Genomic DNA, 15,910 nt, shown 5'->3' with positions numbered 1-15,910 from the left:
GAAGCAAGTTTTGTCCGCTTCGGCTAAACACCTCGCTTAACAAAACTTTTAGGAGGAGAGACATGGAAGTTCTCAGGCAACTGCGGCGATATTATCAGGAGAGGATGAGTTATCTCGTTCTTTCAATTCTATGTTTGGCCGCCGCTACTGCAGTGGGGTTGATAACCCCCAACCTGTTACGGATTTTGATTGACGACGCGATTGTGCCGGGGGATTTCAAGAGGGTGCCAATGCTCGCCATCACTGTACTTATCGTTGTTATATTCAAAGGGTTACTTCAGTTCGCTCACGGCTTCTTTGGCGGACGCCTGGGCAACTATTTGGCTTATAAGCTGCGTAATGCCTGTTATGAGAAGCTGCAATTTCTATCTTTCCGGTATTACGACAGAGCCAAAACCGGCGATTTAATGTCCCGCCTCACAGGGGATTTGGAAGCGATTCGCAACTTTATCGGTTTTGGATTTGCCCAATTGTTGAACGTATTTTTTATGGTGCTGTTCGGTTGTTTGATGATGTTCTCAATCAATTGGCAGCTGACCCTGGTAACGCTCGTTTCGATGCCTTTTCTGGCTGCGGTTGCCCTGCGGTTTGAATCGAAGATTCACCCGGCGTTCCAGGAGATGAGACTTGCGCTCAGTTCCCTGACCACGGCTGTTCAGGAGAATATTACGGGCGTAAGAACTGTTAAATCCTTTGCGCGAGAAGACTATGAGGTCGACAAGTTCTCTCACCGGAATGAGCGTTATAAGGTGAATCAGATTTTCGCCTCTTCTCTTTGGAGCAAGTTCTTCCCGGTGATGGAGCTGCTGGCTTCGGTCAGTGTGGCAATTCTGCTGGGTGTTGGAGGTTCTTTGGTTATTCACGGCAAAATGAGCATCGGCGAGCTGGTGGCTTTCTTCAGCTTGATCTGGTACATCATTGGCCCGATGTGGGGCCTCGGGTTCCATATCAATAACTATACGCAGTCCAAGGCGTCCGGTGAACGGGTGCTGGAGGTGCTGAACCAGCCGATCGATGTGGTGGATAAGGAAGATGCGATCGAGCTGGACAGCTATAAGGTGCAAGGACACGTTACCTTTGACCATGTTACGTTTGCTTATGGCAACAAGATGCCGGCTGTTGTGGATATCAATTTTGATGCCAAACCGGGTTCGGTCATCGGCTTCCTGGGCGGTACGGGTTCAGGGAAATCAACGATTATTCAGCTGATGATGCGCGCATATGACGTGAACAGCGGCTCCATCAAGCTGGACGGTATCGACCTTCGTGAGTACGCCGTACAGAGCCTGCGGTCGCAAATTGCCACCGTGTTCCAGGAAACGTTCCTGTTCTCCTCTTCCATCCGCAACAACATCGCTTATGGGATGAACAATGTGCCGATGGAAGAAGTCATCCGGGTGGCCAAATTGGCCAAAGCCCATGATTTTATTATGGAAATGCCGGACGGCTATGACACGGTTGTCGGAGAACGCGGTATGGGATTATCCGGCGGGCAGAAGCAGAGAATTGCGATCGCCAGAGCCCTGCTGAAAAATCCGCGCATTCTGGTGCTTGACGATGCGACCAGTGCGGTAGACATGGAGACCGAACATGAAATCCAGTCCGGCTTCCAGGAGGTTATGAAAGGCCGCACCACCTTCATCATCGCCCACCGGATTTCTTCGCTCCGCCATGCGGATGAAATCATGGTGCTCGATCAGGGACGTGTCGTGCAGCGCGGTAAACACGAGGAACTGATTCAGGTTCCGGGCGCTTACCAGGATGTTTACCGGATACAATATGCGGATTATTTGGCGAAAGTGAACGCCGGGGAGAGGGAGTGAGCAGATGAGTAACGATCCAAAACAGAAACCAAACGGCTCACCCGCCCCGGATAGCGGTCAGGCTGCAGCCGGAGCCGTAACTCAGGACCGTTTTGTCTACAAGGATGATGACGTCATCGACAAAGCGTTCGACTGGAAGCAGTTCGCCAGATTGTTTGGTTATATGAAACCTTATGCCAGACAGATGCTGCCATTAGTGCTGGTGATGATGGTGCTTGGAACGGTTACCAAGCTGGCGGTGCCTTTTCTGACCAGTATGGCTATCGACAAAGCGATTGCACCGGAAGACGGCCAAACAAGCTTAACCTTGTTATATACCCTTACAGCAACGGTCATTGTTTTATACTTGATTCAATGGATTTCGGGTGTATACCGGATCAAATACACGAACATCATCGGTCAAAGAGTCATTTACGATCTGCGCTCCGATTTGTTCAAGCATATTCAGAAGCTGTCGTTTAACTTTTTTGACAAACGGCCTGCGGGTTCTGTCCTTGTCCGCATAACCAATGACATTAACTCGCTGCAGGATCTGTTCACGAACGGGGTTGTCAACCTGATGATCGACTGCGTTCAGCTAATCGGCATCGTCGTCATCCTGCTGCTGATCAACTGGAAGCTTGGTCTAGCGGTTATGGTCACCGTGCCGATCATGTTCTTCGTTTCGACCAAGCTGCGTCAGAAGATCCGGGTTGCCTGGCAGGACGTGCGGATGAAGAACTCCCGCATCAACTCCCATTTGAATGAGTCCATTCAAGGGATTCGGGTCACCCAGGCTTATACGCAGGAACAGGAGAATATGAAGTTCTTCGACCGCATGAATCTGGACAGCCGCAAATCGTGGGACAAAGCCTCGGCCATGAACCAGGCGTTTGGGCCGATTATCGAAATTACAGGCGGGCTCGGAACCCTGATTCTGTTCTGGCTTGGAGCTTACCTGATTTCGGAAGGCCAGCTTACCGTTGGTCTGCTGGTAGCGTTCAGCAGCTATGTCAGCAACTTCTGGGACCCGATCAACCGTCTGGGCCAAATGTACAACCAGCTGCTTGTGGCGATGGCTTCCTCGGAACGTATCTTTGAATATCTGGACGAAGAGCCGATGATCAAAGACAAACCGGGAGCGACTCCTCTGCCGCAGATTTTGGGAGATATCAAGTTTGAGAAAGTGGTCTTCGAATACGAGAAAGGCCGCGCAGCCCTTAAAGGCATTGACATTGACGTCAAGGCCGGACAGTCGATCGCTCTTGTCGGCCATACGGGATCAGGCAAAAGTACAATCATCAACCTCATCGGCAGGTTCTATGATATTACCAGCGGGAGAATCACGATTGACGGATATGACATCCGAGATGTAACCGTTCAAAGCCTGCGCAAGCAGATCGGCATCGTGCTGCAGGATACGTTTATTTTCTCGGGTACGATTCGGGACAATATCCGGTTTGGACGGCTGGACGCTACCGACGAGGAAGTCGAGCAGGCGGCCCGGGCGGTTAATGCCCATGAGTTTATCGAGAAGCTGCCGGGCGGCTATGATACGGAAGTAGAAGAACGGGGCAGCGCCCTGTCGATGGGGCAGCGCCAGCTGCTGTCCTTTGCTCGCGCGCTTCTGGCGGATCCGCGGATTCTGATCCTGGATGAAGCAACGGCCAGCATCGATACGGAGACGGAACTCAAAATCCAGGAGGCGCTCAAGGTGCTGCTTCAGGGAAGAACCTCCTTTATCGTTGCGCACCGGTTGTCCACGATTCGTCATGCTGATAAGATCATCGTGCTGGATCACGGCGAAATTAAGGAACAGGGTAATCACAAGGAGCTTATTGCCAAAAATGGCATATATAATGGGCTTATCGAAGCCCAGTTCCGGTTCCTGTAAAGAAATTAATGGGAATGCGTAAAATTTTAGCCATTTTTTTGTAAAACGATGTCGAAAAGTTTGTAAATTTCTTAAAGAGCACTCTTGCATTCTGGACAAGAAACCCCGAAAATAGATGATAGACGACAGATTATCATTAGGGGGTTTTAGGGCCGATGTGGGGTGCTCCTTTTCATGCACACTCCAAGACAATGATGCTGCTGGGCAGCGGAGAGCTTGGCAAGGAAGTGATTATCGAGGCACAGCGCCTTGGCGTTAAAACCATAGCCGTGGACAGGTACGCGCATGCTCCGGCTATGCAAGTAGCACATGAAAGTTATGTAATTGATATGTTAAATGGAGAAACCCTAAAAGATTTGATCCGCGACAAACGTCCGGATGTGGTCGTCCCCGAAATCGAGGCGATTGCAACCGAAGCGCTGCTGGAGCTTGAAGAGGAAGGTTATCATGTAGTGCCTACTGCAAGAGCCGCACGTTTGACGATGGATCGCGAAGGCATTCGCCGTCTGGCGGCTGAAACGCTGGGACTTCCTACTGCTGCTTACCGTTTTGCTGACAGCTTTGAGGAATTGCAGGCTGCGGTGAACGAGCTTGGTGCGCCATGCGTGGTGAAGCCGCTTATGAGCTCCTCCGGCAAAGGCCAGTCGGTCTGCAGAACCGCTGATGATGCCGCGGCCAGCTGGGAAGCGGCCGTACAAGGAGCGAGAGGCAAAACCACCAGAGTCATCGTAGAGTCCTTCGTGAATTTCGACAGTGAAATTACGCTGCTGACCGTCCGTTCGGTATCGGGCACGTTGTTCTGTCCGCCCATCGGACATATTCAGAAGGATGGGGATTATGTGGAGTCTTGGCAGCCGCACCGCATGACGGAGGCTCAGCTGCAGGAAGCCCAGGATATCGCCCGGAAAGTGACGGACGAGCTTGGCGGATACGGATTGTTTGGCGTCGAGTTGTTTGTGACACCGGACGGGATCGTATTCAGCGAGGTTTCCCCGAGACCTCACGATACAGGCATGGTGACGATGGCGACTCAGGATTTATCCGAGTTTGCCTTGCATGTCAGAGCGATTCTGGGACTGCCGGTTGAAGAAGTGCATCTGCTGACTGCTGGCGCTTCGGCAACCTTGAAGGCAGACCGTGAAGGCACTGATTTTATCATCTCTGGGATAGATGAAGCTTTGAAACAGCCCCGCACGCAGGTCCGGGTATTCGGCAAGCCGGAAACCAAACCCGGACGGAGAATGGCTGTAGCTCTCAGCGCTGCGGAAGATGTGGAAACCGCACGAGGCCGCGTGACAGCAGCGGCAAATCTATTAAAGGTGGAGTGGTCTTGAAATGAGTAGTGAGATATGTGCACCAACGCTTGTCATTCGGAAATGCTGTTCCAATGACGCGCTTGCTCTGACGTCTTTGATGCGCCAGTTGAGTTACCCGACAACACTGAACGTGATGAAAGAACGCCTCACTATGATGGATAAGCAGTCTTCGAAATTTTCGTTTGTAGCTGAATTGGACGGCGAGGTTGTTGGCACGGTTGGTTTGGAAGTCGTCCGCAAGCAGGATATGAAGCAGCCGGTTCTGGTCATTACTTCTTTAGTAGTGGATGAGAAGTTCCGGAAGATGGGGCTTGGCAAACGATTGATTGCCCAGGTAGAAACCATCGCCGCCGAGCTTTCCTGCAGCCATCTGCATGTAGGGTATAAGGCGGAAAGAGGTCCGGGTTCGGCCAAATCGTTTTACCTCAAACAAGGTTTTGAATGCAACGGATACCGTCTGAGCAAAGCGTTGTAATAGATATAGACACTTCTCTTTAATAGACAGGTTTCATTTATATAGATAAAGACATGCAGGCTCGTGCTGCATGTCTTTCTTTTTTTTGGGGCTGATGATGGATAGAAAACGTTAATCTTAGAATGAATTTGCCAGGTTTACAATTCTTCTAACATAAGCTATGATCGGGAATGGTATACGGGTAAGCGTTTGCATGGCAAACAGGCTGTCCAACAAGCGGAATTTTCATGAGAAAGGCGGATAGCAGACATGTATAAACTGATTCTTGCGGACGATGAAACGGACGTGCGTGAGGGACTTCTGGATCAGATCAACTGGGCGGCCCTTGGATTCGATTCTGTTGAAACGGCAGAGAACGGCAGAGAAGCTGCAGAAATGATAGAGAAATCCAGGCCTGACGTCGTAGTTACGGACATTCAAATGCCGTTTATGAACGGTCTCCAGCTGGCTGAATGGATCAGGCAATATTCTCCGTCAACACGGATCATTATTTTGACCGGATTCGAGGAGTTTGAATATGCCCAGAAAGCCATCAAGCTGCAAATTGACGAATATGTGTTAAAGCCATTTTCTTCAAAGGATCTGGAGCAGGTTCTTACGAAGGTTAAGCAGAGCATAGACCGCGAAATGGAGCAGCGCGAGAATCTACAGGCGCTTAGGGAGCATTACCGGCAAAATCTGCCGATGCTGCAGAATCTGTTTCTGGCCGGAATTGTGACTCGTAAAATCAGTACGTCTGAGCTGGAACAGAAATGCCGCAGCTATCAGCTGGATCTGGAGGGCGAGCAGTTTGCTGTCGCTGTAATCAGCCTTGACCGAATGCTGACCCGACTGCAGGGAGCTTACCAGCCGTCCCCGTCCGACTTCTCGGATTCTTCCGGCGAAACAGGCTCTTTGCGCGATACGCCCAACGTGGAGCTGAAGCAGTTTGCCGTGCTCAATATCGCGCAGGAGACGATGGAGAAACACCGCCGGGGATATGCTTTTATCCATGCCGGCGAAGTGGTGCTGCTTATGCTGGGGAGGGAGCGCCGCTCATCCGGGTTTATGGAGGAGAATCTGCGGCTGCTGGAAGAGATCCGGCATCATGTTGAACGGTATTTGAAGCTGACGGTGACGATAGGCGCTGGTTTACCCGGCAGCGAGCTGGCCAAGATGCCGGAGAGCTACGGAGAAGCCCGGCAGGCCCTGGATTACAGGATGATTCTAGGGACCAATAAGGTTATCTGGATCGGCGATGTGGAGCAGCGTTCCGACCGGCCGCTCGTGTTTGACGAAAGCCTTGAGCAGCAGCTGGTTCGTAAGATCAAGCTGGGCAGCGACGGCGAGCTGCTGGAGATGATGGATGAGTTATTTTCCGAGTTGATCGGGTCGGGGCAGTCCTATGGCGATTTCCAGCTGTTTCTGCTGGAGCTGCTGACTACGCTGGTGAAAACAGCGAAAGAGCATAATGCTGACCTTGAGGCGGTGTTCGGTGACAGCGGCACAGGGCTGGCGGCGATTGCCAGCTTCACGTTGGCCGAGGATGCGAAGGAATGGTTTACCGGCATCTGCCTCAGGCTGAGAAGCTTTATTGCCGCAGACCGGCAGTCCGGGTATCGGCGGCTGGTGGAAGAAGCCAAAAGTTATGTGAAAGCCCATTATGCCGAAGAAGATATGTCCATTGGCCGGCTGTGCCAGCATCTGCACATCAGCACCGGCTATTTCAGCAACATTTTTAAGAAGGAAACCAAAATGACGTTTGTCGGCTATTTAATGGGCATTCGGATGGAAGCGGCGCAGGAACTGCTGCTGATGACCGATCTGAAGGCGTTCGAAATTGCCGAAAAAGTAGGCTTCAGCGATCCCAATTACTTCAGCTTCTGCTTCAAGAAACGTTTCGGCGTATCCCCTAAAGAATATCGGAACGGCGTGAGGGCATGAGAGACGGACTGAAGTGGCTCCTGACGCTGCCCCGAAGGCTGCACGTCAAACAGATCCAGGTGATCGTAACCTTAACCATTATGTTCGTTACCGTCTTTTCGGTATTGATCGCGAGCCTGATGTTATACAACAAGTTTTCCTCATCAGCTGAAGAGAACACCTATCTGAATATCGGCCAGATCATTGAGCAGGTCAGCTCGAATTTGGAGCTGTATGTCGGGGGAATTCAGGATATTTTTGAAATATTGGAGAAAAAGATTGACGAATCCGGCTTGCTGGGCGACGAACAGACACAAAACCAGCTGTCAACGATTCTCGAAACGAGAGCGGATCTGGTGTCCGCGGCCTTGTTTAAACCCGACGGATCACTGGTGCTGAACGTACCGGCCGTTGCTCTTAGGCCTAATACCAAACTTCAGGAGCAAAGCTGGTTTGTGTCCGCCCAGAAGAATCCGGGAACTCTGCAGTTCTCGCCGCCGCATATCCAGAATCTGTTCAAGTGGCAGTACCGCTGGGTGGTGTCCTTAAGCAAACAAATCGTTTACAACGATCATGGCCAAAAGAAGCCGGGCGTGCTGGTGCTCGATGTGAACTTCCGTACGATCGACGAGCTCAGCCACCGGATCAGTCTGGGCAAAAAGGGTTATATCTACATCATCGATCCGCAGGGGAACATTGTTTATCATCCACAGCAGCAGCTAATTTACGCCGGATTGAAATATGAGAACTTGGAGCCGGTGCTTAACTATGCTTACGGTTCCTATGAAGATGAATCAACCGGCGAGAAGCGGATCATTACGATCAAGACCGTCAATCCGACCGGCTGGCGGGTGGTCGGCGTTTCTTATGCCGATGAGATCATGACAACAAAAAAGGATCTGAACACGTTTATTTTCCGGTTTCTGATCATTGCTATTGCTCTGGTGCTGCTGATTTCGGTAGTGGTGTCTTATAAGATCGCCCAGCCGATCCGCAAGCTGGAACGATCGGTGAAACGGATCGAAAGCGGTGATTTCCGCGCGCTGGTGCCGGTAAGCGGTCCTTATGAGGTTGAACAGCTGTTTAAGCGGTTTAATTTGATGCTTCGGCGGATTCGCGAGCTGATGGATCAGATCATCCATGAGCAGGAAGCGAAACGCAAGAGCGAGCTGGACGCGCTGCAGGCGCAGATCAATCCGCATTTTCTGTACAATACGCTGAATGCCATGACCCGGCTTGCCGAAATGGGCCGGAGTGACGAGGTGGTTACGACGATTACGTCGCTGTCGAAGTTTTTCCGCATCAGCTTGAGTCAAGGCAACAATATCATTCCGCTGCGCGACGAACTGGAGCATGTCAGACATTATCTGGTCATCCAGAAGATTCGTTTCAAGAATAAATTTGAGTTCGAGATTGAAGCCAGCGAGGAGGCTTTGGGCTGCTCTTGCCTGAAGCTGATTCTGCAGCCGCTTGCTGAAAATGCCGTCTACCACGGCATCGAGGTGCTGGCCGAAACCGGCCATATCCGCATCAGTGCCCAGGTCGCTGGCGATCAGCTGATCATTACTTTGCAGGACAACGGCATCGGGATGACGGAAGAGGTGCTGAAGGGTATTTTGAGCGGGGAGAAACGGGTAAAAGGAAGCGGCTCGGGGGTCGGCGTTCACAACGTGCATGAAAGAATCCGCTTGTATTATGGGCCGGACTACGGCCTCTCCTATGAAAGCGAGCTGGAGGAAGGGACTGCAGTCACTATAACGCTTCCGGCCGTTAAGCTGGAAGAAACCATGGAGGGATAGCGGTGAGTAGACACAAAAATTGGCTGCTGGCTGCCGTCTGCCTGCTGCTGGTTACGGCCGGCTGCTCTTCCGAAAACGGCGAGCTGGGGAAAGAAGGCAAGGAGCCGGTCATTGATCTGATTGTCAAGATGGATCACGGAGACTATTGGAATACGGTTCGGATGGGGGCTGAAGTAGCGGCCAAGGAATATAATGTGAATTTCAAGTTCAGCGCGCCCGAGAATGAAAATGATATAGCCGGCCAAATCAGCCAGATGGAGCAAGCGATCAAAGAGAAACCGGACGCCATTATTTTGTCGGCTACCGATTATATGGCCCTTGCCCAGGTCACGGACCGGGCGTCTTACGCGGGAATTCCGGTGATCTCCATGGACTCCGAGGTCGCTTCGACCAAGGTGAAATCCTATATCGGGGCCAATAACTATGAAGCAGGGCAAAAGGCGGCGGAGCGGCTGATTAAGCTGACAGGACCGTCAGCCCAGATCGGCATCGTCAATTTTGTCCAAGGAGCCAGAAATGCCGATCAGCGTGAAGAAGGTTTCACGGATTATGCGGCCCGGTTCCCGGGGGTTAAAATCGTGGATACGGTATACTGCGGATCGGACGAAGCTTTGGCATATCGGCTGACGCTGGAGATGCTAAAGCGGTTCCCCAGTCTAGACGGAATCGTAGCGATGAATGCCGAAGCCTCAATTGGAGTCGGCAGAGCCGTAAACGAATCGGGGGCGGCTGCCCATCTTCAGCTGATTACTTTTGATAATCCGCCGGAGATGCTGGAGCTGCTGCAGGAGAAGAAGGTTCAGGCAATGGTGGTACAGAACGCATTCAGCAACGGCTATTTGGCTGTAGTTACCGCTTTGAAAGCGGCTCGTGGGGAAAGTGTGGAGGAGAGGTACGATACCGGGATTAAGGTGATTGACTTGGAGAACATGCTCTGGCCGGAGAATCAGAAGCTGTTGTTTCCATTTGTGAAATAGAATTGGGCAATTTGAAGAGACGTATTTCATGGCGGCGGGCCGTAAAAGGTTTGCCGCTTTTTTTTCTCGAAAAAAATCGTACTTTAGTCGTACTTCATTAGAATTTTGATAAAACATCTCAGAATTTTTAATTCGCAAAACGGATTCGAAACCCCATAATGAAAGCGTATCCAATAGGCGGATGCGGGGGTAAATATCAGTTATATAATCAGGAGGTCAATCTATGAAAAAGATGGTTAGCGTATTGGCGGCAGCAACATTGCTCGGGGGAGCGCTTGCAGGATGCGGCAATTCGGACAGCAGCGGCTCCAGCTCCGAACCGAAAGTCGGCGTTGCGATTTACAAATTTGACGATACCTTTATGACAGGTGTCCGCAATGCGATTGAGGATTCCGCGAAAGGCATTGCCAAAGTGGACATCGTAGACAGCCAGAACTCGCAGGCAACGCAGAACGACAAGGTCGATCAATTCCTTACCAAAAAAGATAAAGCGCTGGTCGTTAACCCGGTAGACCGTACCGCAGCCGGCGTTATTATCGACAAAGCGAAAGCCAAAGACGTGCCGGTCGTGTTCCTCAACCGCGAACCGATGCCGGAAGATATGAAGAAATGGGATAAAGTTTATTATGTGGGCGCGAAAGCGGAAGAATCCGGCACCTTGTCCGGCCAAATCGTAGCCGATTACTGGAAAGCACATCCTGAAGCCGACAAGAACGGCGACGGCGTCCTGCAATACGTCATGCTGAAAGGTGAACCAGGACACCAGGATGCGGAGCTGCGCACGAAATATTCCATCCAAGCTTTGGAAGACGCAGGAATTAAGGTAGAGAAGCTGGCTGAAGATACAGCGATGTGGGACCGCGTGAAAGGCCAGGACAAAATGGCGGCTTTCCTGGGTTCCAACGGTGATAAGATCGAAGCCGTTTTTGCCAATAATGATGATATGGCCCTCGGCGCCATCGAAGCTTTGAAAGCCGCCGGTTATTTCAAAGGCGACAAGTACATGCCGGTTGTAGGCGTTGACGCTACAGCTCCTGCGGTGCAGGCGCTGCAGGAAGGCACGCTGCTCGGCACCGTTCTCAACGATGCTAAAAACCAAGGCAAAGCGGCAATCACGCTGGCTTCCCTGCTCGCTCAAGGCAAAGAAATTACCAAAGACAGCGTAGGTTTTGATATTACCGACAACCAATACGTTTGGATCCCTTATAAAAAAATCACGAAAGACAATATAGACGACGCGAAATAAGTGGGGAGTGGAGTAACCATGCCTGAAGAACAATATTGGCTTGAAATGAAAAGCATCACAAAGGAGTTCCCCGGCGTTAAAGCGCTGGATGGCGTTACTCTGCAAGTCAAACCCGGTACCGTTCACGCCCTTATGGGCGAGAACGGCGCCGGCAAATCAACGCTGATGAAATGCCTGTTCGGCATCTACCATCCGGACGACGGTGAAATTTTGCTGAATGGACAGAAGACGGTCATCAACAATTCAAGCGAAGCTTTGCAGTACGGGATCTCCATGATTCATCAGGAGCTCCACCCGATCCCTCACCGCAGCGTAATGGAAAATATTTGGCTCGGACGTTTCCCGACGAAGGGACCGCTTAAATTTATTGACCATAAGAAAATGCGCGAGGATACCATCAAACTGTTCAAGCAGCTGGATATCGACATCGACCCCGATATTCTTGTCGGCAAGCTGTCTGTATCCAAAGTCCAATCGATTGAAATCGCCAAAGCCGTTTCGTTCAACTCGAAACTTATCGTGATGGATGAGCCGACCTCCTCGCTGACCAGCGTCGAAGTCGAGCATCTGTTCCGCATTATTAACGAGCTGCGCAGCAACGGTGTGTCGATCATATATATTTCGCACAAGATGGAAGAAATTCTGCGGATCTCCGACGAAGTGACAATCATGCGCGACGGCAAAAAAATCGGCACCTGGCCGGCTAAAGAAATGACCACCGATCTGATCATTTCCCGCATGGTAGGCCGGGATCTGGAGCAGCGTTTCCCGGAGCGCCACAACCATCCGGGCGAGGTCATTCTCAAAGCAACCGGCTTAACCTCGGTCGATCCGAAATCGTTCAAAGACATCTCCTTCGAGCTGCGCAAAGGCGAGATTCTCGGGATCGGCGGCTTGGTCGGGGCGCAGCGGACGGAGCTTGTGGAAGCCTTGTTTGGTCTTCGCGAGATTTCGTCCGGCACGATCTCTATCCATGGCAAAGAGGTCAAAATCAAATCGCCGGGCGATGCCAAGAAATACGGCATGGCTTTGCTTACTGAGGAACGGCGGGCAACCGGGATTCTGCCGGTATTATCCGTGCACGAGAACGGCGCCGTAGCTAATCTTGATGCTTACGTGACCCCGTATATGCTGCTTGATGAACGCAAGAAGAAAGCGGAGGTCAATGAGAAGATCGAGAAGCTGCGGACCAAAACGCCGAATATGAAAGCTTTGATCATGAATCTGTCCGGCGGCAACCAACAGAAGGTGCTGCTCGCCCGCTGGCTGCTGACCAATCCGGACATTCTTCTGCTGGATGAACCAACCCGGGGCATCGACGTCGGCGCCAAATTCGAAATTTATTCGATTATTGCGGATCTGGCCGAGCAAGGGAAAAGCATTATCGTCATTTCCTCTGAAATGCCTGAGCTGCTGGGAATGTCAGACCGCATCATGGTCATGTCCGAAGGCCGTCTGACCGGCATTCTGGATAGAGAACAAGCAACAGAACAAGAAATTATGCGTTTGGCAGCCCAGCATTAGGGCAGGAGAAGGAGGAAACAGAAAGATGAATACACAGAAATTAAGAGGCTCAATCTCACAAAATGCGATATACATCGTGCTTGTTGTTTTGCTGATCGCAATCACTGCTTATGACCCGTCTTTTTTTGCGGTCAGCACCCTGCGTGATATTCTGATTCAGTCGGCAACCCGCGTAATCATCGCGCTCGGCGTTGCGTTTATCCTGATTACCGGCGGAACGGACTTGTCCGCAGGCCGTATGGTTGGTTTGACCGCTGTTATCTCGGCTTCCATGCTGCAGGTCAGCGACTATGGCCGCCGTTTCTTCCCGGACCTGCCGCAGCTGTGGGTCGGTATTCCGATCCTGATCGCTTTGGTTGTCGGTTTGCTATTTGGTTTGCTGAACGGATTTATCGTATCCAAATTCAAAGTGCCACCATTTATTGCGACTTTAGGCACCATGGTAGCGATCTATGGCGTCAACTCGCTCTATTTCGATACGAAGCCGAACCAGTCCCAGCCGATCGGCGGTCTGCGCAAAGACTTTACGGACATTGGCTCGGGCAGTATCGGCAGCGGCGAATATTCCCTTCCTTATATCGTGTTGATTGCGATTTTTGTAGCTTTTATCGTCTGGGTAGTCTTCAATAAAACCAAGCTGGGCAAAAACATGTACGCCATTGGCGGCAACGAACAAGCCGCCCGCGTATCGGGCATTAATGTCGCCAAAAACCTGCTGTGGATTTACGGGATTGCCGGGGCGCTGTACGGCCTGGCAGGTGTGCTGGAAGCTGCGAGAACCGGCGGAGCCACGAACAACTACGGCAACATGTATGAGCTTGACGCCATCGCAGCGTGCGTGGTCGGCGGCGTTTCTACTACAGGCGGGATCGGTACCGTGCCGGGCGTCGTAACAGGCGTGCTTATCTTTACCGTCATCAACTACGGTTTGACCTTTATCGGCGTCAGCCCGTATTGGCAGCTGATTATTAAAGGTTTGATCATCGTTGCTGCAGTTGCGTTTGATATGCGTAAATACGCGGCGAAGAAATAAGAAGTTCAGAAGCTGCTGGAATATCAGTTTTTGGTAAAACATGCACCGGCTCCCTGCTGAATAGCGGGGGGCCGGTGTTTTGCAGCTGCTTAATTTGCTGCTTGTTTAATTTGCTTGTCTGGCCGATTGCTTGGCGGCTTGAATGGCCTTAATCGTCTCCGGAATTCCCGTCTGATACGGAGTAGCTTTAAGCGGCCCGATCCGGGACGTATATTTGCTGCCGTCCAGAATCACCGGCGTCTTCGTCAAATAATACATCTCTACGATTTCCCCGACGACAGGGTCAAACCAGCCGCTCATGCGGAGCAGCAGCTTATTCAGCGGCAGCACAGGTTTGGACATTCCGGCAGCCTGACGGGCAAGCCGTACAAGCTCATGTCCGGTAATAATGCCAGATCCGGGCAGGTTCCATTCTTCATTGTAAGCCTCCTCACAGGCAGCCAGCTCGGCAATCATATAAGCGGCGTCAGGCAGATAAATATATTCCCGGGGCACCTTCAGACTGCCGACAAACATGGCGGGACGGCCCGCTGCAATAGCTTCCATCGTCATGCCGAGGTAGGAGGATTTATTGGCCGTTGGGCCGTAATAATCCGGCAGTCTGACGATCATCCGGGAAAGATTCTGCCAGCGAGGACTGAAGACCAGCTGCTCAAAGGCAAGTTTAGTTTGGCCTTTTCGGGTATGAGGCTGTTTGGGATGCGTTTCGCTTACACGGGGCGTAATGGCTTTTCCGTAAGGGTAAATGCCGTCGATGATCACCAGCTTTTTGCCCAGAGCTGACGCTGCCGTAAGCACCGTTTCGCCTAAAGGGAGCTGGCTTTGTATCATTTCGTTATAGGGAACGGCGACGCAATGGATGATCACGTCTGCGGATTGGGCCGCCTGAATGATGGATTCTGCGTCAAACGCATCTCCAACAGCCAGGGAGAGGAGGGGAGAGGCGTTCAAAGTCAGATGAAGCTGCTTTAATTTTCGTTCGGAGCGGCCAAAAGCGATGGTTTCGATATTTCGGCGGATAAGTTCTGCTGTTATGGCGCTACCGGTTCCGCCTGTGGCGCCTAATACAATTGCTTTTTTCATAGAAAAACACACTCCTTCGGTTAGATAATGAGATTAAATTAAATTAGTGATTGATCAATTACAAAAGAGGAAGCTTCGCTCCAGCAAATGAACGGTTACTTGTGCATATTCATTAAGTGATTAATCAATTACCAAATTGCAAAATAAACGAAATCATTCGTTTATTTTCATGAGCAAAGGCAGCTGGATGGCCATAGCCGTGTTGCACAACATTCCTCTGGCCAGGAACAGCATGGTTTTTTCCATCGGCGCTTCAAGCCCGGCCGCCTTAAAGGCGCGGTAGACATTGTCGTGGATTTGAGCATAGGATTCGCGCATAAGCTCGGCAACTGAATGTTCCATCATCGTCTGGGCCTGCATTTGCAGCAGAATTTCGCTGCGGTGCTCATCCATAATGTCTTGATAGGCTTCGATCAATTCTTGTTCCAGCGAAGTTTGTGGCGCGGATTGGATCACTCGGGCGAAGGCTTCGTTAATCCGTTCAAAGGATACCTTCAAGGCTTCCAGCAGCAGCTCTTCTTTGGTGGAGAAGAATCTGAATACATAAGGCTGGGATATGCTGGCCCGTTCAGCCACCTTAGCCGTTGTGGCGCGGTAATAGCCCATTTCGGCAAACACTTCGATTGCTGCCGAGACGATATCTTTCTGTCTGTTCACAGAGGTTGAATTGCTTTTTGCCATGGCAGCTCCTTTCTTGACCCTGAATAAATAATCGCATATTTTGTAATTGATCAATCACTAATTGTAGTGTAACGGATTTGCAATTCAAAATCAACTGCAAATCATCAGATAATGTCTTTTTTAATACGGGGCACGCGTTTTTGATATTTCAATCATTTTGTGGAAAAATGAAACTGTA

12 protein-coding genes are annotated in these 15,910 nt (G+C 51.0%); 10 read left to right on the top strand and 2 right to left on the bottom strand.

Annotated features, from left to right (window positions below):
• The first annotated feature begins 62 nt into the window (after nucleotides 1–62).
• The 10 genes from AWM70_RS09435 to mglC all read left to right on the top strand — a co-directional run bounded on the left by AWM70_RS09435 (nucleotide 63) and on the right by mglC (nucleotide 13,968).
• Nucleotides 63–1,823 carry an ABC transporter ATP-binding protein gene (locus tag AWM70_RS09435; RefSeq protein ID WP_068695795.1) on the top strand — a complete coding sequence of 587 codons (1,761 nt, stop codon included), beginning with the start codon at nucleotides 63–65 and terminating at the stop codon, nucleotides 1,821–1,823.
• A 4-nt stretch (nucleotides 1,824–1,827) separates the two neighbouring features.
• Nucleotides 1,828–3,696 (top strand): ABC transporter ATP-binding protein, encoded by a 1,869-nt coding sequence (locus AWM70_RS09430; RefSeq protein ID WP_068695793.1) that lies wholly within the window; start codon nucleotides 1,828–1,830, stop codon nucleotides 3,694–3,696.
• 155 nt (nucleotides 3,697–3,851) lie between these two features.
• A complete protein-coding gene (gene purT, locus AWM70_RS09425; protein WP_068695791.1) occupies nucleotides 3,852–5,030 on the top strand; it encodes a formate-dependent phosphoribosylglycinamide formyltransferase in 1,179 nt (392 codons plus the stop codon).
• Between the two features lies 1 nt (nucleotide 5,031).
• Complete coding sequence (locus tag AWM70_RS09420; protein WP_068695789.1) at nucleotides 5,032–5,487, top strand: GNAT family N-acetyltransferase; 456 nt, start codon at nucleotides 5,032–5,034, stop codon at nucleotides 5,485–5,487.
• Nucleotides 5,488–5,736: 249 nt separating this feature from the next.
• Nucleotides 5,737–7,410 carry a response regulator gene (locus tag AWM70_RS09415; RefSeq protein WP_068695787.1) on the top strand — a complete coding sequence of 558 codons (1,674 nt, stop codon included), beginning with the start codon at nucleotides 5,737–5,739 and terminating at the stop codon, nucleotides 7,408–7,410.
• Entirely contained in the window at nucleotides 7,407–9,188 is a 1,782-nt protein-coding gene (locus AWM70_RS09410; RefSeq protein WP_237167874.1) for a sensor histidine kinase, read from the top strand. Before AWM70_RS09415 ends, AWM70_RS09410 begins: the two co-directional genes overlap by 4 nt.
• Nucleotides 9,189–9,190: 2 nt before the next feature.
• A complete protein-coding gene (locus AWM70_RS09405; RefSeq protein WP_068695785.1) occupies nucleotides 9,191–10,165 on the top strand; it encodes a substrate-binding domain-containing protein in 975 nt (324 codons plus the stop codon).
• A 223-nt stretch (nucleotides 10,166–10,388) separates the two neighbouring features.
• Nucleotides 10,389–11,411, top strand: a complete 1,023-nt coding sequence (locus AWM70_RS09400; RefSeq protein ID WP_068695783.1) for a galactose ABC transporter substrate-binding protein — start codon at nucleotides 10,389–10,391, stop codon at nucleotides 11,409–11,411.
• Nucleotides 11,412–11,429: 18 nt separating this feature from the next.
• On the top strand, nucleotides 11,430–12,935 hold the full coding sequence (locus tag AWM70_RS09395; RefSeq protein WP_068695781.1) for a sugar ABC transporter ATP-binding protein: 1,506 nt from the start codon (nucleotides 11,430–11,432) through the stop codon (nucleotides 12,933–12,935).
• Nucleotides 12,936–12,960: 25 nt separating this feature from the next.
• Nucleotides 12,961–13,968, top strand: a complete 1,008-nt coding sequence (gene mglC, locus AWM70_RS09390; protein ID WP_068695779.1) for a galactose/methyl galactoside ABC transporter permease MglC — start codon at nucleotides 12,961–12,963, stop codon at nucleotides 13,966–13,968.
• Between the two features lie 105 nt (nucleotides 13,969–14,073).
• Here the strand turns inward: mglC and AWM70_RS09385 are convergent, their stop codons facing one another.
• Together AWM70_RS09385 and AWM70_RS09380 are read right to left on the bottom strand one after the other, a co-directional pair.
• On the bottom strand, nucleotides 14,074–15,051 hold the full coding sequence (locus AWM70_RS09385; protein WP_068695777.1) for an NAD-dependent epimerase/dehydratase family protein: 978 nt from the start codon (nucleotides 15,049–15,051) through the stop codon (nucleotides 14,074–14,076).
• A 153-nt stretch (nucleotides 15,052–15,204) separates the two neighbouring features.
• The gene (locus AWM70_RS09380; protein WP_068695775.1) at nucleotides 15,205–15,732 is read right to left on the bottom strand and encodes a TetR/AcrR family transcriptional regulator; all 528 of its coding nucleotides are present in this window, start codon (nucleotides 15,730–15,732) and stop codon (nucleotides 15,205–15,207) included.
• Nucleotides 15,733–15,910: the final 178 nt, after the last annotated feature.

Origin of the sequence: Paenibacillus yonginensis (genome assembly GCF_001685395.1) — a bacterium.
Taxonomy (GTDB): Bacteria; Bacillota; Bacilli; order Paenibacillales; family Paenibacillaceae; genus Fontibacillus; species Fontibacillus yonginensis.
Note: the sequence above shows the minus strand (reverse complement) of the source record. Positions and strands in the feature narration are given on the sequence as shown.